Below are 20,954 nucleotides of genomic sequence, written 5' to 3'. Positions count from 1 at the left end.
ACCGCCGTAGTAACTATTGGGCGCCCTTCATGGGCAGAGGCGGCTTTGAAATGGCTTTGATCGTACAGAAATTTGGAGGCACCTCGGTCGGCACTGTCGAGAGAATCGAACAAGTCGCCGACAAGGTTAAGAAATTCCGTGATGCGGGCGATGACCTGGTGGTTGTGCTGTCGGCAATGAGCGGCGAAACCAACCGTCTGATCGATCTGGCCAAGCAAATCAGCGGCGAGCAGCAGCCGGTTCCCCGTGAACTGGATGTGATCGTGTCCACCGGCGAGCAGGTGACTATCGCCTTGCTGGCCATGGCGCTGATGAAGCGTGGCGTGCCGGCGGTGTCCTACACCGGCAACCAGGTGCGTATCCTGACGGACAGCGCGCACAACAAGGCGCGTATCCTGCAGATCGACGATCAGAAGATTCGCGCTGACCTGAAGGCTGGTCGCGTCGTAGTGGTCGCCGGTTTCCAGGGCGTGGACGAGCACGGCAACATCACCACCCTCGGTCGTGGCGGTTCCGACACCACCGGTGTTGCGCTGGCGGCAGCCCTCAAGGCTGACGAATGCCAGATCTACACCGATGTGGATGGCGTCTACACCACCGACCCGCGAGTGGTTCCCGTGGCTCAGCGCCTGGACAAGATCACCTTCGAAGAGATGCTGGAAATGGCCAGTCTCGGCTCGAAGGTGTTGCAGATCCGGGCGGTCGAATTCGCTGGCAAGTACAATGTTCCGCTGCGCGTCCTGCACAGCTTCAAAGAGGGTCCGGGCACCCTCATTACTATTGATGAAGAGGAATCCATGGAACAGCCGATCATTTCCGGCATCGCCTTCAACCGCGATGAAGCCAAGCTGACCATCCGTGGCGTGCCAGACACCCCCGGCGTGGCCTTCAAGATTCTCGGCCCGATCAGTGCCGCGAACATCGAAGTCGACATGATCGTGCAGAACGTCGCGCACGATAACACCACCGACTTCACCTTCACTGTGCACCGCAACGACTACCAGGCCGCCGAAGCCGTGCTGAAGAAGACCGCAGCCGAGATCGGTGCCCGGGAAGTGGTGGGGGACACCAAGATCGCCAAGGTGTCGATCGTCGGCGTCGGCATGCGCTCCCACGCAGGCGTGGCCAGCCGCATGTTCGAATCCCTGGCCAAGGAAAGCATCAATATCCAGATGATCTCGACTTCGGAAATCAAGGTTTCCGTGGTGATCGAAGAGAAATACCTGGAACTGGCCGTGCGTGCCCTGCACACGGCTTTCGAACTCGACGCAGCCGCCCGACAGGGCGAATAAGGCGTTGTCCCGAGGGCGCGGTTTTACCGCGCCCTTTGTTTTTTCGAATGGCGCGTCTCAAAACTGTTCTTTTGCTCGCGCTGGTCAATACTGAGGCCTGTAGGCTGCGACCGTTGTGGTTGCAGGTCCGACGCCCTTGTTTTGCAGACTTGTAGTCCCTGAACTGAATTGCGTGAGGAGAAAGGTATGCTGATTCTGACTCGTCGGTGCGCAGAGAGCCTGATTATTGGCGATGGCGAAATCACCGTGACCGTGCTCGGCGTCAAAGGAAACCAAGTGCGTATTGGCGTCAACGCCCCGAAAGAGGTCGCGGTGCACCGGGAGGAAATTTACCTGCGTATCAAGAAAGAGAAGGACGACGAACCAAGCCATTAATTTTTATCGATTTTTATGTTTGCAAACGGGGATGAAGGTGGTTAATATACGCCCCGTGTTGCGGAGAGCTGGCCGAGTGGCCGAAGGCGCTCCCCTGCTAAGGGAGTACACCTCAAAAGGGTGTCGGGGGTTCGAATCCCCCGTTCTCCGCCATTATTCATGTAGTGCGTTGTCATCTGGCTTGTTCAGTAAGTTGTTGAAATTACTGGAAAAAAGCGCTTTACAAAAAGATTCGACGACCTATAATGCGCGGCAACACATGCACTCGTAGCTCAGCTGGATAGAGTACTCGGCTACGAACCGAGCGGTCACAGGTTCGAATCCTGTCGAGTGCACCATATATCAAGAAGCCCGCGTTTAACGCGGGCTTTTTGTTGCCTGCGATTTTCCTTTTACACAGCCTTTCTCATCGAACACGACCTCTGCGCTGCGGCCGTTCTTCTCTTTATAGGTGTAGCGGATGCTCGAATTGCGGATCTTGATCGAGTCCGGTTTGCCGAGGGCGCTTTCCACGTCCTGCTGGCTCATGCCCGTGACGATGCGCCTGTCCATGATCGCATCACGCCGCTGCCCGGCGGTCAGTAGATTTCCACAGCGCTCTTCGAGCAGGCCAACGACCGTCGGTTCCCTGCGCCTGGTTTTGTTGCCGGATGTTTGTCGGTGCTCGGCTTCGGGCAGCAGCGATTCTCCGGCGGGGGCGATTGTGCCAGGGCTGTACGGATGGATTCGCTGCAAAGACAGGCTCTCTTCCGTCCTGCAGCTCAAGGTGGTGAAGGTGATATGTCCTGCGCTATTTTCGCAGCGATGAACGGTGTGTTCGGCGGCCAGCGAAGGCAGGCAGCACAGGGTGACGAGCAGAAAAACATGGCGATTGAGCGGCATTCGAGCGCCTTCCTGGCGGATGAAAAGGTGGGAGTTGATGCATTCATTACCTGTGGGAGCAGCTGACTGACCTCAGGGTAGCCGCTCCATTTTTGCCGGGTGGTGTGTTTTCTTTTCAGGATAAATCGTCGTAATTCCACAGGTTCAGCCTGCGTTCAGGTTTGTCTCGCAAGCGCTTGTTCTTGCCATGATTTTTTAACGTTTTAAAACGCCAAGCGGTGTATGATTGCGCCCGTCAGCCCCGCCGGGGCTTTGGAATACTTCCATGGACTTACCCAGTAGTTACTCAAAACCTCGTTTCACCAATCATGAATTGACTGATTGATCCTTCCGGCGTGCCCCACTGCTGGGAGTGGAGTTCGCCTATGACCGAAATTGAAGTAAAGAAAACGCAGGAAAGCCTTCAGGACCGTCTCGCGCAAGTCGTTGAGCTGCTGCATCGCCAGCGGGTCGTGGAGGACCTGACGCATCGCCAGGAAGGCCCACATCATGACCGGGTCGAGAACCTGGTGCACCGGCAGAACCTCGTCGAGTTGCAGCGCAAGCTCGATGACCTGCACTCCGCCGACGTCGCCTACATCCTTGAAGCTCTGCCGCTGGAAGAGCGTCTGACGGTCTGGCAGCTGGTCAAGGCTGATCGCGACGGTGACATCCTGCTCGAAGTGTCCGACTCGGTTCGTGAAACCCTGATCGCCGACATGGATGATCACGAGTTGCTGGCGGCGGCCAAGGAAATGGACGCCGACGAACTCGCCGACCTGGCGCCCGAACTGCCACGGGACGTTGTCCACGAACTGATGGAAGCCCTCGACGGCCAGCAGCGTGAGCGCGTGCGCTCGGCGTTGTCCTATGACGAGGAACAGGTCGGTGCGTTGATGGACTTCGAGATGGTGACGATCCGTGAGGATGTCAGCCTTGAAGTGGTATTGCGCTACCTGCGTCGTCTCAAGGAGCTGCCGGGGCATACCGACAAGCTCTTCGTGGTCGACTACGACGGCGTGCTCAAGGGTGTGCTGCCGATCAAGCGATTGCTGGTCAACGACCCGGAAAAGCAGGTTTCCGAGGTCATGGCCAGCGATCCGGTAAGTTTTCATCCGGACGAAGACGCCTATGATGCGGCCCAGGCGTTCGAGCGGTATGACTTGATTTCCGCCCCGGTGGTCGACAAGAACGGCAAGCTGATCGGCCGTCTGACCATCGATGAAATGGTCGACCTGATTCGTGAGGAAAGCGAGAGCGAAGTCCTCAACATGGCCGGTCTGCGTGAAGAGGAAGACATCTTTGCCTCGGTCTGGAAATCCCTGCGCAACCGTTGGGCCTGGCTGGCGATCAATCTGATCACGGCGTTTGTCGCTTCCCGGGTCATTGGTTTATTCGAAGGTTCCATCGAGCGGTTGGTGGCGCTTGCGGCGCTGATGCCCATCGTTGCCGGGATTGGCGGCAACTCCGGTAACCAGACCATCACCATGATCGTTCGCGCCATGGCGCTGGATCAGGTCAGCACCGGCAATACCTCGCGATTGATGCGCAAGGAGCTGGCGGTGGCCCTGATCAATGGCGTGCTTTGGGGTGGTGTGATCGGTGTGGTGGCGTATCTGCTTTATGGCAGTTGGTCATTGGGGGTGGTCATGACGGCCGCGATGACCCTCAACTTGCTGTTGGCGGCATTGATGGGCGTGTTGATCCCCATGACCCTCGCCCGGTTGGGGCGTGACCCGGCCATGGGTGCGAGCGTGATGATTACCGCCATGACCGACAGCGGCGGGTTCTTTATTTTCCTCGGACTGGCGACCATCTTCCTGCTCTGAGTCGCAGGTCAAAAAAACCGCTTATCTGATGTAACGCTGTCCACTTAAGGCTTGCCCAGCTCATTGTGGCGAGGGGATTTATCCCGCTGGGGTGCGCAGCAGACCTAAAATCAGACTACTCGGTGCATCAGGCAGAGCGAGTCGACTACTTTGGGGCTACTGCGCAGCCCAGCGGGGATAAATCCCCTCGCCACAACGGCATTACGCCTGTCTGACGGTTTTTTGGGGCTCGAAAATACAAGTCGAGCCCAAATCCCAGGCAAAAAAAAGCCAGCGCAAGGCTGGCTTTGGGTGTTGCTGTGTGATCAGGACGCGTCTGCGGCCATCTCTGCATCGTGGGCAATCAGCGAAACGAGGGCGTTCTGCTGGCGGTGGGAGAGTTGTCGGAAGCGTTGAAGCAGTTCGCGTTCATGCAATGACAGCTCCGGGCTGTCCAGGCGCATGCTCAGTTCTTCACCCAACGCGCCTTCCTGGATAAGGCTTTGCTCGAGGCGCGCGATGATTTCAGAGTTCATGCTGCGATGATGATTGCGAGCCACCTCGGCAATGCGTTCCCGCATTCCGTCTGGCAGACGTACGACGAACTTGTCAGCCGTACGGCTGGAATAAATTGCCTTTGTCATTGGGCGCATATTTATTTAACCGGTTAGTTCAGGGGAGCGGTTCTCGGGATTGGCCGCAGGATGTCGATAGGACAAGCACCGTAGCCAAATGTTCAACCTGAATTGTTAAGAGGCCCGCATCATGCCTCAAAATTGCCAGATCATTGGCGCCAATTCTGTGACAAATATTGATCCGCGTAAAGGCGTTCTGCCATTACCCTTCATCAAAAAATGCGGACTGGTTTGAAAAATCAGCAGGTCCGCATGCTATGACCATCGCATCGTGTCTATGTGCCATACCGTCCGGCGGATAACCGAAACGGCAGCAAAGACCGCTGCTGTCCTTGTACTGTATAGGATAGTGGCAATTTGCCGATTTACTAGCGGTGGCAGATGGGGGCGGATGAGCGGCGTCCCGTTTATCCGTGTCAACGGGCTGAGGGGCCATGGGCTGCAGCATCTGCCTACACTTAAAAAGCCTACGGACGACATGACAAACGCCAGGCTGGCCGTTAACATGCACGCCGTCCATCGCACCGCGTTTCTCGTGGTCGACCTGTGTCTCAGTAGCTCAATTGGATAGAGCATCCCCCTCCTAAGGGGAAGGTTGGCAGTTCGAACCTGCCCTGGGACACCATATAAAGGTTGGCGTAACCTCTCGAACCGTTCGTCGGTATCGGTACACTTCCAATTCGCCCCCCAAAGAAACAGCCCTGCACGCCGGATATGCATGCAGGGCTTTTTGCGTTATGCGACTGAACGAAGACGTGCACTGAGTCGCTCACGTTGTTTCGAGCACCACGGCTGGCTGGAGCGGCGTTGCCTGATAGACCAGCAGTTGCCATTGCTCATCGGTTTTTTGCCACGCCGTAAGCGTTCGGTTATGGAGGTGTTTTCGTACGCCTGAGGAGGTAACGACGGTGTCCATCTCACCAAACGCGATCGCCAGTTCACCCACTCGGGTCACTTTATCGATTTGATGGTTGAGGGTGTGATAGATGAACTCTCGAGAGCGGCATTTCTCAAGATAGCTCTTGAGATCGTCTACCACACCGCTGGCATGGATGTAGACCAGGTCCGGGTGGAACAGGTAGCTGAAGATATCCAGGTGACCGCCAAGCATGGCCGCGGTGCGCTGTGCTTCGCAGGTTCGGATTATCAGGTCGATCTGATCGTTATGCGTCATCAGCCGCTCCTCGCGCCGCCGTGACGATGATTTCGATCAGCAATTTGCCGCCCAGATCGACGCCATAGCAGGCGCGCTGGGGCCAATGCTGCGGGTTGTCGCCGATCCAGCGGGCCCAGATTTCATCGACTATGGCTTTGGTGCCCATGTCCGCCAGCAACACTTGTGCCGACAGCATGCGAGAAACGTCGGAGCCCAGGCCTTCGAGACTGGCTTTCAACGCGGCGAGGGCGTGATGGGTCTGGCCAGCGATGTCCAGTGAGGTGTCCGCAGAGGTTGCCACGGTATAAACGGTGTTGGCGTAGGCGCAGGAACGGCTGCGCCCTGCGTGGCCGCTCGGGACGCGTTCAATCGTTTGCATAGGGTCTTCTTCCAGGCTGAAGTGAGGCAGAAGCCAGCGTCGACCGGCCTCCGCCGTCCATGATTAAACCGGTTGCGTTGCCTCTTCCGCGGCAATGGCGGCCCGCACGCTTGGACGTGCTTCGATGCGATTCATGAATGACGCCAGTTCCGGCCAGTTCTTGATATCGATGTTGAAGAATGGAAGCCACTTGAGCACGGTGAACAGGTAGGCATCGGCCAGGCCGAAGTCGCCCAGCAGATAGTCTTTGTTCACCAGGCCCTTGTTCAGGTAATCCAGACGCTTGAACAGCTTCTGCCGGAAAATTTCTTTGGTGGGTTCAGGAATATCGGCATTGAACAGCGGCGCGCTGCCACCGTGGATTTCCGAAGTGATGAAGTTCAGCAGTTCCTGCAGGCGGGTACGTTCCCAGGTGCCATTGGCCGGCGCCAGGGAATTGCCCGGAACCTGATCCGCCAGGTATTGAACGATGGCCGGACCTTCGGTCAGCACCTGGCCGTTATTCAGCACCAGTGCGGCCACGTAACCCTTTGGGTTGATGTCGCGGAAGTCATGACCGTCGGCGGTGGCTTTGGTCTTGTTGTTGACTCGGATCAATTCGAAAGACAAGCCCAGTTCACGCAGCACGATGTGTGGCGACAGTGAGCAGGTCATGGGGGCAAAGTACAGTTTCATGGGTATCTCCTTGTAAGCGGGTAGCGTGTGTCCGAGCGTGTTGCCATTTCAGGCCTGAAACGGCTGTGAACCTCGTTCCAGACATATTGGTGTCATGTCATCGATCGGTAAAATTACGATCTTATGCGCCCATCATTAGGTGCCCTTATGTAGGTTCAGGCTACTTTCGCTTCAGTACTGCGAACCGTCATCGGGATGTCGCTGCCAAGGGTCGATTTGCGGATTTCATTGAGAAACGCTTGGGCAGAAGGCATGCGTTCGCCGGCCGATGAGCAGACCAGGCCGAACTCGCGATAGATCGGTTTGCTCAATTCGAAGACCCGCATGCCCCGACGATCAACCGGCAGTGTCGAGGCCGGTACGATCGAGATGCCCATTCCTTCACTGATCAACGCAAACGCTGTCGTCCAGTCGCGCACGGTGATTTTTATATCCTTGAGCATGAGTCCTTCGCGCTCGACCAGCGATTGGCCATTGAGATGGCAGCCGCCGGTCGCAAGGATGAAGGGCTCGTTCACCAAGTCCTTGAGCGCGACGGTGCTGGCAGAGGATCTGCGGGCCAAGTCATGATTTGCGGGAACTGCTGCTACCCAGGAGTCACGGCCCAGCAACAGCGCGCCACGGGACGGGCAGGGATTCATCACGACGCCCAGGTCGATGCTGTTGTTGGCCAGCCATTGCTCGACTTCCTCGTCAGTGCCCTCGAGCGAGACAATTTCGATGCCTGGGTGCAGGCGGCTGAAACTCTGCAACAGCGGTGGCAGCAGGTTGGCGAATACGGAAGGAAAACTGGCAAGTTTGATTCGGCCCAAATGGCAGCCGCGTGATGCATCCACCAGGTTTTGGATCGATTCGAATTCGCTGAGCATACGACGTGCGCGATCGATGATCTGTTGCCCGATGGCAGTCGCGGTAGTCTGGCGGCGGTCGCGCACGAACACTTTCACCCCCAGCGCTTCCTCCATCTGCGTCAGGGCTTGGCTGGCGCCTGACTGGGTAATGCCATAACGCTCGGCGGCACGGGAAACATTTTCGGCGTCGGCCACGGCGACCAGCAGGCGCCAATGCATCAGGTTCATCATTTCAGTAGTTCCTCTTATGTTTGGCGAGTAGAGATTTAATTTTACGAAGTGCCTGCACTGCCTCAGGATCGCCCCTGATTACACAGTGAGGTGTTGGAAAGTGGGCAAAACCCTATCAAAGGATCTGATGGCCGGCCCCGTCTCGGCGGTTCCAGTTCTGGTGAGTGTGGCCTTGAGTTCGTTCATGGTCGCGCTGGATGTCACTGCGCTGAACGTAGCGCTGCCGAGCATCGGGCATGATCTGGCGGCGGGCATGGATCGGCTGCAATGGATCGCCGGTGCCTACACCCTGGTGTTTGCCAGCCTGTTGTTGTCCGCCGGCGCATTGAGTGATCGGCTGGGGGCCAGAAAAGTGTTTCTGTTTGCCCTATGGGTCTTTATCAGTGCTTCGGTGGCTTGCGGCTTGGCCCAGGGCGTTGTCGAGCTGATTACCGCGCGGGCCATTCAAGGTATCGGTGCGGCGCTGATGCTGCCCAGCTCCATGGCTTTGCTGGTCGAGGCGTATCCCGACCCCAAGGCGCGGGCCAAGGCTGTGGCTTTGTGGGGTGGGATCTCGGCACTCGCACTGGTGAGCGGACCGTTATTGGGCGGCATGCTGGTGGAGATGGTCGATTGGCGCTCGATTTTTTATCTGAACGTACCGTTCTGTCTGATCGCCTTGGGCTGTTGCGCGGCCCGTAACAGTCGCCTTGCCATCCAGCCGCGCTCGATTGACTGGGCGGGGCAGCTGTTTTCGACGCTGGCGCTGTTGTCGTTGATCTTCGCCCTGATTGAAGGGCCGGTTTGGGGCTGGAGCAATGCTTGGGTCATCATGATGTTGCTGGTGGCGCTGGTTTCGGGCACGGCGTTCATTTATTCGCAGCAGACGCAGCATGAGCCGATGCTGCCGCTGAGTCTGTTCGAGTCCAGAACCTTTTCTGCCGCCATCGGTGCCGGGTTCCTGCAAACCCTGGCGTACTACGGCAGTCTGTTCGTGTTGCCATTCGCCCTGCAGGGACAGGGACGGACGCCAGTGGAGATCGGTCTCGCAATGATTCCAATGACGATTGCGACCGGTGTGATGGCGAGTCTCTCGGGACGTTTGTCCAATGCCTTCGGTGCCCGTTCGGTCGGTGCCGCCGGCATGCTTTGTGGCGCGCTTGGCGCGGCATTGCTGGTGCTGTACGGAATGGATCGCATCAGCCTGGTATTCGGCGGGCTCTTGATCGGTCTGGGTGGTGCGACCTTGCCGGTCATCGTTGGAGCTTGCCTGGCGAGTGTGCCGAGCGGCAAGGTCGGCGTCGGATCCGGGGTACTCAATGCCGCGCGTCAATGTGGCGGGGTGGTCGGTATTGCCTTGCTCGGTGCTTCGCTCGAAGGACCGGGGCGCGCCACCGCTGCCTTGTCGATCATTGCCCTGTCGTTTCTTGCTGCCGCTTTGCTGACCGTGCTGCGGCTGTACACCGACGCAGTCGATGTAGTGAGTGAATGCTGACCGGCGCGTCGAAGCTGGCCGGTGAGTGTTTCAATGGGTGAAGGGTCGTGTGGCCTGCCCTACGGACAGGCAGGCGACGCAACGTTGTTGTCAGGTGGGTCCAGATTGTGAAAGAGCGATTCGGCAAGGCGCCGAAGCGCGCTTGTCGAGGATGTTGCCTACGGTGACGCTCAACCCCAGCGACGTACCGTCCCGGTGTCCAGTCCCAGCAGATCGAGCATTCGGCCAACCGTATGGTCGACCATTTCTTCGATCGATCGCGGCCGGGCATAAAACGCAGGTACTGGCGGCATCACGATGCCGCCCATCTCACAGACCTGGGTCATGCTGCGCAGGTGTCCCAGATGCAACGGTGTTTCGCGCACCATCAGAATCAATGGCCGGCGTTCCTTGAGCGTCACATCGGCGGCGCGGCTGAGTAGGCTGCCGGTGATTCCGCTGGAAATCTCCGAGAGACTCTTGATCGAGCAGGGGGTCACTACCATGCCCAAGGTCTTGAACGACCCGCTGGAGATCGATGCGCCGATATCCGCCGGGTCGTGCACGACACTGGCAAGGGCTTTGACATCAGCCACTTTCAAGTCGAGTTCATGGGCCAGAGTGACTTGGGCCGACTTGGTCATGATCAAGTGGGTGGCGATGCCCAGGTCGCGCAGCAGCATCAGGGTGCGCACGCCGTAAATCACCCCGCTGGCACCGCTGATGCCGACCACGATGCGTCGTTCATGGCTATTCATGAGCGTCCACCGCGTTGTCGAATGCGCTGACCGGCGGCGCTTCGCCTGGCAGGCCCAGATCGCTCCAACGTTCGCGCACGCTTTCATAGACCGATTGACGCAACAGGGTTCGGGTCGGGAAGTTGCGGATGTTGCGGTAATCCTTGCAGGCGTTGATCAAGGCCTTGGAGCCGAAGAAACGTTTCTCTGGCGGATTCTGCGCCGGATCCAGCGGCGAGCCGCGGGTGTTGCGCAGAATGTCGATGTCATCGCTGGGCGTGGCGCGCGTCGCCATGGCCCACAGCACTTGGTTCAGGTCGGTGGGATCGACATCCTCATCCACCGCGATGATCCATTTGCTGATATAGGCGCCTCCGGGCACCTGGCTGGCGAGGGCCAGGGCTTGGGCGGCATGCCCGGCGTATTTCTGTTCGAGACTGATAACGATCATGCCGAAGGCCCCGGCGGCAGCGGGCGGGCAGTACACGCCCTTGATGCCCTGGATGCCGAGCTTGTCGAGGTCGTTCCAGATCTTGGCAGAGCGGATGGTGGAGAAAAACGCGCTTTGCTCGTTCGAGGGAAAATCGGCCATCAGCGCGTTGGTCAGGATCGGTCGGGTGCGGTAATGCAGGGCGGTGACTTCGATCAACGGGCAATCGATGTCCTTGTAGCCGTAGTAGCCGGTAAACTCGCCAAAAGGTCCTTCTTCACGGGTCGAGCCCGGGCGAATGAGCCCTTCGATGACAATCTCCGCAGCAGCGGGAATCAGCAGGTCGGAGTTTTTCGCGCGCACCACTTCAACGGGCTTGCCTTTGATACCGCCGGCAAAATCGTACTCGCTGACGCCTGGCGGCAATGATTGCGACCCCACCACCATCATCAATGGATCGATGCCCCAGGCTGCCGCGACGGGCAGAGCCTCGCCCCTGGCCCAAGCCTGGTGGATGTGGCGCAGGGCATCCTTGCCCGGTGCCAACGATAGGCCGACCTCGCGGGGCCCCTGAATCATCATTCGATAGGTGCCGACGTTCAGGTAGCCGGATTCCAGATCGCGAGTGAACACGGCATCCGCCGTACCGGCATAAGCGCCGCCGTCCCTTGGCCAGTGTTTGGGGATCGGCAGGCGGGTGAGATCGATGTCATTACCGGTGAGGGTGTTCTGGTAGATCGGCGCGGCTTGCGCCGAGATCTCAAGCGGGGCGATGCTGTGTTTGAGCTTGTCTTTGGTACGCCGGATCAGCTCCATGGTCGGTGTATCCGGTGCCTCTTCGAGGGTGATCGCGGTGCGCGCCACGCTTGGGCCGAAGATGTTCCACAAATGTCGCAGTTCCAGCGGCGAGTCCGGCTGGTCGAAGAGCACCGCGGGTGAGGCGGCTTGGCGGGCCACCAGATAGGTAATGGCGCTCATTTCTTCAATCGGGTCGACGGCTTGCGAGACCGTCTGCAGTTCACCGATCTTCTCGGCCCGTGCCAGCCAATCTCGAAGGTCGGCGACCGGTTCAATCAATTCGTTCATCTTGGGTATCCGCAGGGACTGAATAGAAAAACGGCGGACGCATTTCTGCGTCCGCCGCCAGAAGATCAACGTTTGTCGATCGAGTACTTTCCAGGCCCCAACAGGCAGAGGAAAAGGAAACCGCCGGCAATGCTCACGTTCTTGAAAAAGTGCACGAACAGCGTGTGATGATCGACCGGATTGGTGGTGTTCCAGAACGCATGGCCGATGATTCCGGTGCCGATGGTGTACAGCACGAAGATCGCGGCAATGGGACGGGTCCAGAAGCCGAACAGCAAGGCCAGTCCGCCGAAGAACTCAACAATGGTGGCAACGATCGCGGTGAACTCGGGAATCGGCGCATCCACCGATTTCAGGTAGGTCACGAAGCTGCCGTGGTCGGTGACGTAGGTGAAGCCGAAGTAGCCATACAGGATCAGAATCATGATCCGTGCGATGAGAATCATCGCGTCGCGTTGGTCGTCGAACAGCTGATAGCGTAAGTACATTCCATTGCTCACAAGTCAGATTGGGTAAGGGATGGCGTCGGCGCAGACGGCTTCGGCCATGTGGAACGCTCGGTCGAACACCTGTGGGTTCACCGCGTTTTCGTGGTTTGGCTCAGCGTCGAAAATATCGAGTACGTTCCCGGCGGCCAGTTTTGCCATGCGGCTGACTGCCTCGCGGGAGACCCCGGCCAGGTGCGGCGAACAGATCACGTTGTCGAGGCTGGGCAGGCCACTGCCGTGTGGCGGCGGTTCTGGCAGGAACACGTCCAGCGCGGCGCCGGCGATGCGTTTTTCGACCAGTGCCTGATAGAGCGCCTGCTCGTCGACGATGCCGCCCCGCGCGGTATTGATCACGTACGCCTGGGGTTTCATCAGGGCTATGCGTTCGGCGGATAGCAAGCCGATTGTCTCGACGGTCTTCGGGCAGTGCAGACTGACGTAATCGGCACTCGCCAGGCCGTTTTCCAGCACGGCAACCGGTTCCACTCCGTGAGGCAACTGCCGTGGATCGAGGTACGGGTCGTACACCTTGACTCGCATCCCCAGCGCCATGAGAAGCGTGGCAACACGGGCGCCGATCCGACCGCAACCAACGAGCAACGCTTCGCGGCCTTCCAGTTCGCCAGGCAGGTAGTCGTAGCGCTGATGCCAATCGCCGTTGCGTACCAGCCGTGTTAGCGCCTCGGTGCGTTTCGCCAGGGACAGCATGAAGCCCAGCGTATGTTCCGCCACTGCTCGGTGGTTGGCGTTGGCGCAGACCATCACCGGAATCGCGGCCTCGGTCATCGCCGGGATATCGACTGCGTCGAATCCGACGCCGATGCGCGACACCACCTGCAATCCCGGGGCGCGTTGCAACTCGTCGGGACCGAACCGGGTCAGGCCGAGAATCACAGCGTGCACTGCATCGAAACTTTCGAGCAGGGCCCGGAACTGATCCTGTTCTATTGTGTTAGGGAACTCCACCACTTCGATGTCGCCACGCTCGCGCAGCATTTGTTTGCCTTCGGCACCCAGGATATGGGCGATCAGTACGCGCTTCTTGCTCATGCGACATTCTCCTGAAACGCGTCCCGGGCAAAGAACTCGCCGTCATTGACTCCGATGCGGAACATGACCCGTTGGGCATCCCGCGGCAGCTCGGTAGCGCAGTGCAGCACCGAGCGGTTATCCCAGATCAACAGGTCGTTGGGTTCCCATTGGTAGTTGAAAATCCGTTCCGGCGTCAGGGCGAACGCAAACAGTTCATCCAGCAACGCCCGGCTTTGCTCTTGCGAATAACCGCTGATGCGTGTGGTGTAGCCCGGGTTGACGTACAGGCTTTCACCTTGTGTGCGCGGATGTATGGCAACCGTTGGGTGAGTGCTGGCCGGGAATGTCTGCTCCAGGCGAGTGAAGATTTCCTGGATCGATTCCCCTAGATCGTCTTCCTTGACTTTGTAGGTCCAGCGCACGTCATGGACCGCCTGACGATTTTTGACTCGCTCGTACAGATCCTTTGGCAGATCGTCGTAGACCGACTGCATGTCCACGAACAACGTATCGCCACCTGCCTCGGGAATCTGTTGCGCATGCAACATGGTCAGCGGCAGTGGCTCGGCCAGGTAGCTGGAGTCGCTGTGCCACATGTTACCGAGCTTGCGCGCACCCACCGCGCCACCGCCATTGCGGTTGTTGATCACCAGAATGTTCGGATACGCCGGGTCGTGGTAATTCTTGAGCTTGAACTGTTCGAGTTCCCCGAAGCACGCTGCGAACTGTTGATAGCCCTCGCGGGTCAGTGTCTGGTTTTTCAGCGCCACCACTTTGCGTTCGTATACCAGTTCCTGAATGGTACGAATCTCCTCCAGGGAAGCCGTGTTGATATCGAACTCCGTCACCGCCGTGACGAAGGTCTGCGCCAGATCCGTTCGCTTCATGTTGAGCGTCTCCTGTACGACGTGAGTCAAACGGCCAGAGCAGGCTGGAGTTGATCCGCGGCAGGAGCGATATCCCGATTCGAATCGCTGCTTTTGAGCATCAGGCTCAGATCGAGGATGTCGGCCGGGTTATGCGCCGAGGTGATCGACATGCGCAATGCTGCCTGGCCCCGCGGTACGGTCGGGAAGAACACGACAGAGGTGTAGTGACCTTGTTGCAACAGGTACTCACCCTTGGCGATGGCTTCTTCTTCATTACCGATGCGTACGATTCGGATCGGCAATTCGCTGCCGCTGGTTTCGGTCGGAATCAGGTTGTCAAACAGCTTCATGTTGTTGCGCAGTGAGCGTTGCAGTTTGTGCAGTTCCGGCGAGGCATGGATTTGTGCCGATGCCAGCGCAGCGCCTACGGCGGCCATGTTTGGCGCGCAGGAGAAGCCGTAGGTAGGTGCATAGCGACGGATAGCGTTTTCGATGTGCCGGGTGCCAAGCATCAACAGACCGCCCGCAGCGCCATAGCCTTTACCCAGGGACGCGGCGACGATGGTGTTTTCGTCCAGACCGTCCAGTTGCGAACGGACGAAGCCTTCACCGTGCTGGCCGACCACTGAAATGCCATGGGCGTCGTCCAGATACACGAACAGACCGTACTTGTCCTGCAGGGCACGCAGCTCGCGAACCGGTGCCGCGCCCCCCATCGAATAGGCGCCGTCGCCTACGTAGGCAACCTTGCGGCCGCCCTGGCACAGGCGCTCCAAGTGTTCGAGGTCATTGTGCTCGATGACGATCACATCGGTTTCTTCGCGCAGAACCGGGATGTGGTATTGCAGGGTCACATGGGCGAAACGGTCGAAAGCGATCAGCGGTTTCTCGCCATTGGTGAACAGGCCCGCTGCCAACAGTGGCAGGGCGCCCATGTTGGCGGCGGCCACAGTCGGGAATACCACCACGCCGTTTACATCGAACAGCTTGGCCAGGGTCTGTTCCAGTCGCACCAGCGGCTCGGCGGAAAGACGTGTACGGGCTACCGAGAAGTGCGTTGACTGGATTTCATCCATCGAGGCCTTGGCGGCGGCGAGCACTTTGGGATGGGCGTCCAGGTTGAGGTAACCGCAGCGGGTGTAGTCGATAACTTCCTTGCCGGTGGTGGCAATTTCTACGCGGCGGTTGTCGAGCACTCGGCAGGAAACCCCCATCAAACCCTTTTCATATGCTGCGTCGAAATGCGGACGGCTGATTTCGGCCATTCTCGATGCATTGCGAGCTTTGAGTTGTGGGGCTTTTCCGTCCGGGCTGTTGTTGAGTTCAACGGTACTTTTCATGCGATCTCATCCTTTGAGTGGTTGTTTTCAAACCGGTGTGGCTTGAGAACGGCGCTAGGATCTGCGACCACTGAAACATTTTGCAAAGGACTTCTTCGATGCTACCTTATGACAAAATCTCATGAGCATTACGCAGCCTTATGGTCGCCAGAATTCCCTCTCTCAATGGATTGAAAGCGTTTGAATCTGCTGCCCGCCATATGAGTTTTACCAAGGCCGCCGAAGAGCTCAATGTCACGCAGACGGCCATCAGCCATCAGATCCGCCGACTTGAAGATGAGCTGGGCGTTCGTCTGTTCCTGCGGCTCAAGGACGGTCTGGCATTGACTACGGAAGGCCATGCTTATTTGCCAGGTATTCGCTCGGCATTTCATGAGTTGCGCTATTCCACGGAAATGTTGCTCGAGTCGACCAACAACAGCGCATTGACCATCAGCACGCTGGTTTCCCTGGCATCCAAGTGGCTGCTGCCACGCCTGGCGTCCTTCCAGGACGCATTTCCCAATATTGACGTGCGGGTCACTGCATCAACCGAGCTGGTCGACTTCCGCAAGGGTGGCATCGACGCCGCGATCCGCTACGGTTTTGGCGACTGGAAGGGCTTGCGGGCGGACTGGCTCATGTCCGATGAGATATTTCCTGTATGCAGTCCCAAGCTGCTGACGGGATCCAAAGCCTTGAAAAGCCCGGTCGATCTGGTCAATCACACGTTGTTGCAGGTCAGTGGCATGACCAGTAACGACTGGAACATGTGGCTGAGCGCGGCCGGGCAACCGAAGAAGCTCGCCGAAGGCACGCGGTTGACGTTCGATCTGGCAATGATGGCGGTGCAGGCTGCCATCGACGGACTAGGGGTGTGTATCGGTCGCTCTACCTACGTCGATGACGATCTGAAAGCTGGAAGACTGGTAGCGCCGTTCAACCTCAAGTTGAAGTCCGATCTGGGCTTCTATCTGGTGACGCCCCTGGAAATTGCCAATTCGAAAAAAGTCGTGGCATTCCGAACCTGGTTGATCGATCTGGTGCAGAGCGCTGAATCGACCTCGGCTCCTGACATCTTCAGATGAGCTGCCTGTCCCGGACACCTGCGTCTGGGCAACAACCTTCTGATCTCTTGCGTGCGATCCGCTTAACGGAAAGCCAATGTCAGCCGATAGCCTGATGAGCCCGGTTTTCTCCCGCACCCGTGTGTGCCGGAACGGTTCGCAATGTGCGCCACGGCACAGCCAGGACAAGAGGTTCGGAAATCTCTTGCTCGATAATGGCTTGTGGCTATCATCTGCGCGCCCAAGGGTTGCAGGACCGCATGTTCGCTGTTTGCCATTGGGTGCACCTTTTTACTTGCCTGGACATCCTCGATGCTGGCGTACCACCAAAAAAGTTTTCTGATCGTCGATGATTTCTCGGATTTCCGCAGCTCGATCCGCTCCATGTTGCGTGAGTTGGGCGTCAAGGACGTGGACACCGCCGATACCGGCGAAGTGGCGCTGCGCATGTGTTCGCAGAAGCGCTATGACTTCATCCTGCAGGACTATCACTTGGGCGACGGCCGCAAGAACGGTCAGCAGGTGCTGGAAGACCTGATGATCGAGAAGCTCATCAGCCATGAAAGCGTGTTCCTCATGGTGACTGCCGAGACCAGCCAGGCCATGGTCCTCAGTGCCCTGGAGCATGAGCCCGATGCGTACCTGACCAAGCCTTTCAACCGCTCCGGCCTGGCCCAGCGGTTGGAGCGGCTGGAACAGCGCAAGACCCTGCTCAAGCCGATTCTCCAGGCGCTGGATCGTGGCAAGCCGCTGGAAGTGCTCAATGCCTGCATCGCCCTGTGCAAGCAGGATCCGCGCTACGGGCCGTTGTGCCTGCGTTATCGGGCCGATGCGCTGCGGGACCTGAACCAGAACGAAGCCCTGGAGCGCCTGTACAACACCATCCTGGCCGATCGTCCGTTGCCTTGGGCCTATGCGGGCCTGGGCAAATTGATGTTCAAGCGCGGTCAGGTGGCGCAGGCCAAGGCTGTCTATGAAAAGGCCCTCAAGGCCTTTCCGATGATGCCTGCCTTGTATGACGGCATGGCCGATGTCCTGGTGGCCGAAGGCGACACGAAACAGGCGCAGGAAGTGCTGGAGGAAGCGGTTCGCCTGTCGCCGCTGGCGGTGCGCCGGCAATCGTTGCTGGGCAAGTTGGCGATGACCAACGAAGACTACGACACTGCCTCCAGGGCCTACCGCCAGGCGGTCGGGCAGGGTGCGCAGTCGCGTTTCAAAGATCCGGAAAGCAACCTCGGCCTGGCCCATGCACTGATCAGCAAGGGCAGCGAAAAGGGCCTCGACACCCGGACCCGGCTGGAGATCAACACGACCCTCAGTGCGGTGGCGAAGGAAAACCTCAACGACCCGGGACTGCAGGTCCGGGCGCGACTGATGAAAGCCACGAGCCTGTTGTTGAACGATGCCGAGACCGCGGAAAAACTCACCGAGCAGGCCTTGCAGCGCCTCGATGGCATGGAGCAATTCATGAGTGCCGAGGCCGCGCTGTTGGTGGCCAAGCAATTGCAAATGCTCGGCCAGACCAGCGCCGGCGAGTCGATGCTCAAGAACTGCGCGGAAATCTACGGGGATGACCCGGCGGTAATGCAAGGCATTGCCAAGCTCACCGACGACCCGAACATCCTAAATCAAGGCAATGCCGCCGCCGAGCTGAACCGCGAAGGCGTGCGGGTCTACAAGACCGGCGCATTGCCCGAGGCACGGGAGTTGTTCCGCCGGGCGCTGAAGATGCAACCGAAGAACATCAGTATTGCCCTGAACATGGCGCAATCCCTGCTGCATGGCACCGATACCAGTGTGGAGTCGGAGCTGCTGGAGGAATGTCGCGCCTGCCTGAAACTGGTGGGCATGATGCCCGACACCGATGCGCGTTTTGCGCGCTATCAGAAACTGCGAAGCAAGGCATTTGGCGATGAATGACAGCGAACAGGCACTCGATTTTTCCACGGTGATCGCGTCGACCGTGCACGACATGAAGAACTCCCTGACCTTGCTCATGCAGGCTCATGCGCAGTGGCTCGAGCGCTTGCCTGAAGAGGCGCAGCAGACCTCCGAGCAGGGCGTGATGGAGTTCGAATTCGCCCACCTCAACGGCTTGATGGTGCAACTGCTGGGGCTGTACAAGCTCGGCGTCAACCAGTTGCCGCTGCACCCGGCCTACCACGAGCTGGACGATTTCATCGAGGCGCAGTTGGCCGGCCACCAGGAGGTGTTCCGCAGTCGTGGGATCATGGTCACGTATGAAGTCGACCCGTTGAGCCCACTGGGCTTTTTCGACCGTGAGCTGATCGCTTCGGTGCTCGACAACTGCATCAACAACGCCATTCGCCACGCCCGCCAGACGCTGTTGATCAGTGCGAGCGATGAAGCCGGGCAGTTGGTGCTCACCATCAACGATGACGGCCCAGGCTACCCACCCGAAATGATCGAGCGTCAGGCCGACTATGTTCAGGGTATCAACCACAGCAGCGGCAGCACCGGGCTGGGCCTGTACTTCGCCGCGCGGATCGCCGGGCTGCACCAGCGCGGCGGCGTGTGCGGGCGGACCGAAATTGCCAACGGCGGTGTGCTGGGGGGCGGCGTGTTCAGGATTTATCTGCCCTGAGCCTGTTCCACGCAGGTGGCCCTGGCAGCCTTGATCCTTGTGGGAGCGAGCCTGCTCGCGATAGCGGCGTATCAGTCAATCCGGTATGAGCTGACCCGCCGCCATCGCGAGCAGGCTCGCTCCCACAGGGGTGTGCCCAGGCTCGATGTTTATTGTCCCCGAGTGCTTGATATTCCGAACAGCTGAAGCCTATTTTGTACGGGTTGCCGTTCGCGGCTCGCACATAACAAGGAATGCGTCATGACGACCGATGGCCAATGTTCAATCGCACAGCGACTGACGGGCATTGATGAGATTGAATGTGTCACGCCGGACCTCAATGGCGTACCGCGGGGCAAGGTGATGACCGCCGCGGGTTTCCTGGAGGGGCGGCGGTTGCAGATGGCCCGGGGCGTGCTGCTGCAATGCATCATGGGCGGTTATCCGCCATCGCGTTTCTATGGCAGTGACGATGGCGACCTGGCGTTGGTGGTCGACCCGAAGCAGATCCACCGCCTGCCCTGGAGCTCGCACCCCCGCGCCCTGGCCATCTGCGATGCCGACGAACTGACGGGTGAAAGCTCCCGGCTCTCGACGCGTGGCCAGCTCAAGGCTGTGATCGCCCGGTACGCTGCTCGGGGCCTGGCGCCGGTGGTGGCAACCGAGCTGGAATTCTTCGTTTTTGCCCCCAACCCGGATCCGACCCAGCCATTCCAGCCGCCGATGGGCCTGGATGGGCGTCGTGAAGACGGCCACTCGGCGTTCAGTGTCAGTTCCAACAATGGCCTGCGCCCATTCTTCAACGATGTCTACGAATGCATGGCGACCCTGGGGCTGCCGCGCGATACCTTCATGCATGAAATGGGCGTGAGCCAGTTCGAGATCAATCTGCTGCATGGCGATGCGCTGCTGCTGGCCGACCAGACCTTCCTGTTCAAGCACCTGCTCAAGGAAGTCGCTCTCAAGCACGGCCTGACCGTGGTATGCATGGCCAAGCCGCTGGCCCATACGCCGGGCAGCTCGATGCACATTCACCAGAGTGTCGTCGAGCTGGACAGCGGTCGTAATGTGTTCAGCGACGAGGCCGGCGAGCCGACGGCAGCGTTCCGGCACTTCATCGGTGGGCAGCAGGCGGGCATGGCGGACTTCACGGCGCTGTTCGCGCCGAACGTCAATTCCTACCAGCGCCTGTGTCATCCGTTCGCCTCGCCGAACAATGCCTGCTGGTCCCACGACAATCGCTCGGCCGGGTTACGGATTCCGGCCAGTTCGCCAGTGGCCCGGCGGGTCGAGAATCGCTTGCCCGGGGCGGATGCCAATCCCTACCTGGCGATTGCCGCCAGCCTGGCGGCTGGCCTTCATGGCATTGAAAATGGCCTGGAGCCGAGCGCTGCGATACAGGGCGAATTCCAGGTGCCGGATAATCTGTCGTTACCATGTACCCTGCACGCTGCCCTGGAGCGTCTGAAACGTAGCCTTCTGGCGAAGGAACTGTTCGGTACAGAGTTCATCGAAGGCTACATCGCGACGAAAACCCTGGAACTGACCAGCTACTTTGATGAAATCACGCCCTGGGAGCGGCGTGTGCTGGCAGCCCAGGCCTAACGAAACGTCGCATTCGGGCTG

General features: G+C 58.9%; 20 protein-coding genes and 3 tRNA genes. 11 read left to right on the top strand and 12 right to left on the bottom strand.

Annotated elements, in window-relative coordinates; translation table 11 throughout:
- Positions 1-50 precede the first annotated feature (50 nt).
- The 4 genes from N005_RS10175 (at position 51) to N005_RS10160 (ending at position 2,005) form a co-directional block, all read left to right on the top strand.
- Positions 51-1,292 carry an aspartate kinase gene (locus N005_RS10175; protein WP_047701090.1) on the top strand — a complete coding sequence of 414 codons (1,242 nt, stop codon included), beginning with the start codon at positions 51-53 and terminating at the stop codon, positions 1,290-1,292.
- A 186-nt stretch (positions 1,293-1,478) separates the two neighbouring features.
- Positions 1,479-1,667 carry a carbon storage regulator CsrA gene (gene csrA, locus N005_RS10170; protein WP_003178872.1) on the top strand — a complete coding sequence of 63 codons (189 nt, stop codon included), beginning with the start codon at positions 1,479-1,481 and terminating at the stop codon, positions 1,665-1,667.
- Between the two features lie 62 nt (positions 1,668-1,729).
- A tRNA-Ser gene (locus tag N005_RS10165) sits at positions 1,730-1,820 on the top strand.
- Between the two features lie 108 nt (positions 1,821-1,928).
- Positions 1,929-2,005: transfer RNA gene (locus tag N005_RS10160), tRNA-Arg, on the top strand.
- Positions 2,006-2,024: 19 nt separating this feature from the next.
- On the opposite strand, the gene N005_RS10155 is transcribed toward N005_RS10160, so the two are convergent.
- The gene (locus tag N005_RS10155; protein WP_047701089.1) at positions 2,025-2,549 is read right to left on the bottom strand and encodes a hypothetical protein; all 525 of its coding nucleotides are present in this window, start codon (positions 2,547-2,549) and stop codon (positions 2,025-2,027) included.
- Positions 2,550-2,914: 365 nt separating this feature from the next.
- Between N005_RS10155 and mgtE the strand changes: the two genes are divergently transcribed.
- Positions 2,915-4,357 carry a magnesium transporter gene (gene mgtE / locus N005_RS10150; RefSeq protein ID WP_047701088.1) on the top strand — a complete coding sequence of 481 codons (1,443 nt, stop codon included), beginning with the start codon at positions 2,915-2,917 and terminating at the stop codon, positions 4,355-4,357.
- A gap of 305 nt (positions 4,358-4,662) precedes the next feature.
- Here mgtE and N005_RS10145 read toward each other — a convergent pair whose 3' ends face one another.
- Positions 4,663-4,989, bottom strand: coding sequence for an Arc family DNA-binding protein (locus tag N005_RS10145; protein WP_047701087.1), 327 nt, complete (start codon positions 4,987-4,989; stop codon positions 4,663-4,665).
- A 530-nt stretch (positions 4,990-5,519) separates the two neighbouring features.
- Between N005_RS10145 and N005_RS10140 the strand changes: the two genes are divergently transcribed.
- Positions 5,520-5,596 (top strand) — tRNA-Arg (locus N005_RS10140).
- A gap of 144 nt (positions 5,597-5,740) precedes the next feature.
- Here the strand turns inward: N005_RS10140 and N005_RS10135 are convergent.
- The 4 genes from N005_RS10135 to N005_RS10120 all read right to left on the bottom strand — a co-directional run bounded on the left by N005_RS10135 (position 5,741) and on the right by N005_RS10120 (position 8,263).
- Positions 5,741-6,145, bottom strand: coding sequence for a nuclear transport factor 2 family protein (locus N005_RS10135; RefSeq protein WP_047701086.1), 405 nt, complete (start codon positions 6,143-6,145; stop codon positions 5,741-5,743).
- Positions 6,135-6,506 (bottom strand): Rid family hydrolase, encoded by a 372-nt coding sequence (locus N005_RS10130; RefSeq protein ID WP_047701085.1) that lies wholly within the window; start codon positions 6,504-6,506, stop codon positions 6,135-6,137. Before N005_RS10130 ends, N005_RS10135 begins: the two co-directional genes overlap by 11 nt.
- Before the next feature lie 63 nt (positions 6,507-6,569).
- A complete protein-coding gene (gstA, locus tag N005_RS10125) occupies positions 6,570-7,181 on the bottom strand; it encodes a glutathione transferase GstA (RefSeq protein ID WP_047701084.1) in 612 nt (203 codons plus the stop codon).
- A gap of 155 nt (positions 7,182-7,336) precedes the next feature.
- Positions 7,337-8,263, bottom strand: coding sequence for a LysR family transcriptional regulator (locus N005_RS10120; RefSeq protein ID WP_174245319.1), 927 nt, complete (start codon positions 8,261-8,263; stop codon positions 7,337-7,339).
- Between the two features lie 127 nt (positions 8,264-8,390).
- Here N005_RS10120 and N005_RS10115 point away from each other — a divergent pair, with 127 nt between their 5' ends.
- Positions 8,391-9,737 (top strand): MFS transporter, encoded by a 1,347-nt coding sequence (locus N005_RS10115; RefSeq protein WP_047701083.1) that lies wholly within the window; start codon positions 8,391-8,393, stop codon positions 9,735-9,737.
- A gap of 170 nt (positions 9,738-9,907) precedes the next feature.
- Here N005_RS10115 and N005_RS10110 read toward each other — a convergent pair whose 3' ends face one another.
- From N005_RS10110 to N005_RS10085, 6 genes are all read right to left on the bottom strand, one after another.
- Positions 9,908-10,474 carry a UbiX family flavin prenyltransferase gene (locus tag N005_RS10110; protein WP_047701082.1) on the bottom strand — a complete coding sequence of 189 codons (567 nt, stop codon included), beginning with the start codon at positions 10,472-10,474 and terminating at the stop codon, positions 9,908-9,910.
- Positions 10,467-11,969, bottom strand: a complete 1,503-nt coding sequence (locus N005_RS10105; RefSeq protein WP_052126379.1) for a UbiD family decarboxylase — start codon at positions 11,967-11,969, stop codon at positions 10,467-10,469. Before N005_RS10105 ends, N005_RS10110 begins: the two co-directional genes overlap by 8 nt.
- Before the next feature lie 65 nt (positions 11,970-12,034).
- Positions 12,035-12,457 (bottom strand): DoxX family protein, encoded by a 423-nt coding sequence (locus N005_RS10100; protein WP_047701081.1) that lies wholly within the window; start codon positions 12,455-12,457, stop codon positions 12,035-12,037.
- 15 nt (positions 12,458-12,472) lie between these two features.
- Positions 12,473-13,507, bottom strand: coding sequence for a hydroxyacid dehydrogenase (locus N005_RS10095; protein WP_081993249.1), 1,035 nt, complete (start codon positions 13,505-13,507; stop codon positions 12,473-12,475).
- A complete protein-coding gene (locus N005_RS10090) occupies positions 13,504-14,376 on the bottom strand; it encodes a TauD/TfdA dioxygenase family protein (RefSeq protein WP_047701080.1) in 873 nt (290 codons plus the stop codon). The genes N005_RS10095 and N005_RS10090 overlap by 4 nt, the downstream gene beginning before the upstream one ends.
- A 26-nt stretch (positions 14,377-14,402) precedes the next feature.
- Entirely contained in the window at positions 14,403-15,698 is a 1,296-nt protein-coding gene (locus tag N005_RS10085) for an aminotransferase class I/II-fold pyridoxal phosphate-dependent enzyme (protein WP_081993248.1), read from the bottom strand.
- Positions 15,699-15,838: 140 nt separating this feature from the next.
- Between N005_RS10085 and N005_RS10080 the strand changes: the two genes are divergently transcribed.
- The 4 genes from N005_RS10080 (at position 15,839) to N005_RS10065 (ending at position 20,933) form a co-directional block, all read left to right on the top strand.
- Positions 15,839-16,765, top strand: coding sequence for a transcriptional regulator GcvA (locus N005_RS10080; RefSeq protein WP_047701079.1), 927 nt, complete (start codon positions 15,839-15,841; stop codon positions 16,763-16,765).
- Positions 16,766-17,056: 291 nt separating this feature from the next.
- A complete protein-coding gene (locus N005_RS10075) occupies positions 17,057-18,664 on the top strand; it encodes a tetratricopeptide repeat-containing response regulator (protein ID WP_047701078.1) in 1,608 nt (535 codons plus the stop codon).
- The gene (locus N005_RS10070) at positions 18,657-19,349 is read left to right on the top strand and encodes a sensor histidine kinase (protein ID WP_047701077.1); all 693 of its coding nucleotides are present in this window, start codon (positions 18,657-18,659) and stop codon (positions 19,347-19,349) included. The genes N005_RS10075 and N005_RS10070 overlap by 8 nt, the downstream gene beginning before the upstream one ends.
- 342 nt (positions 19,350-19,691) lie before the next feature.
- Positions 19,692-20,933, top strand: coding sequence for a glutamine synthetase family protein (locus N005_RS10065; RefSeq protein WP_174245348.1), 1,242 nt, complete (start codon positions 19,692-19,694; stop codon positions 20,931-20,933).
- The last annotated feature ends 21 nt before the right edge of the window (positions 20,934-20,954 follow it).

Source organism: Pseudomonas mediterranea CFBP 5447 (assembly GCF_000774145.1).
GTDB lineage: Bacteria > Pseudomonadota > Gammaproteobacteria > Pseudomonadales > Pseudomonadaceae > Aquipseudomonas > Aquipseudomonas mediterranea.
Note: the sequence above shows the minus strand (reverse complement) of the source record. Positions and strands in the feature narration are given on the sequence as shown.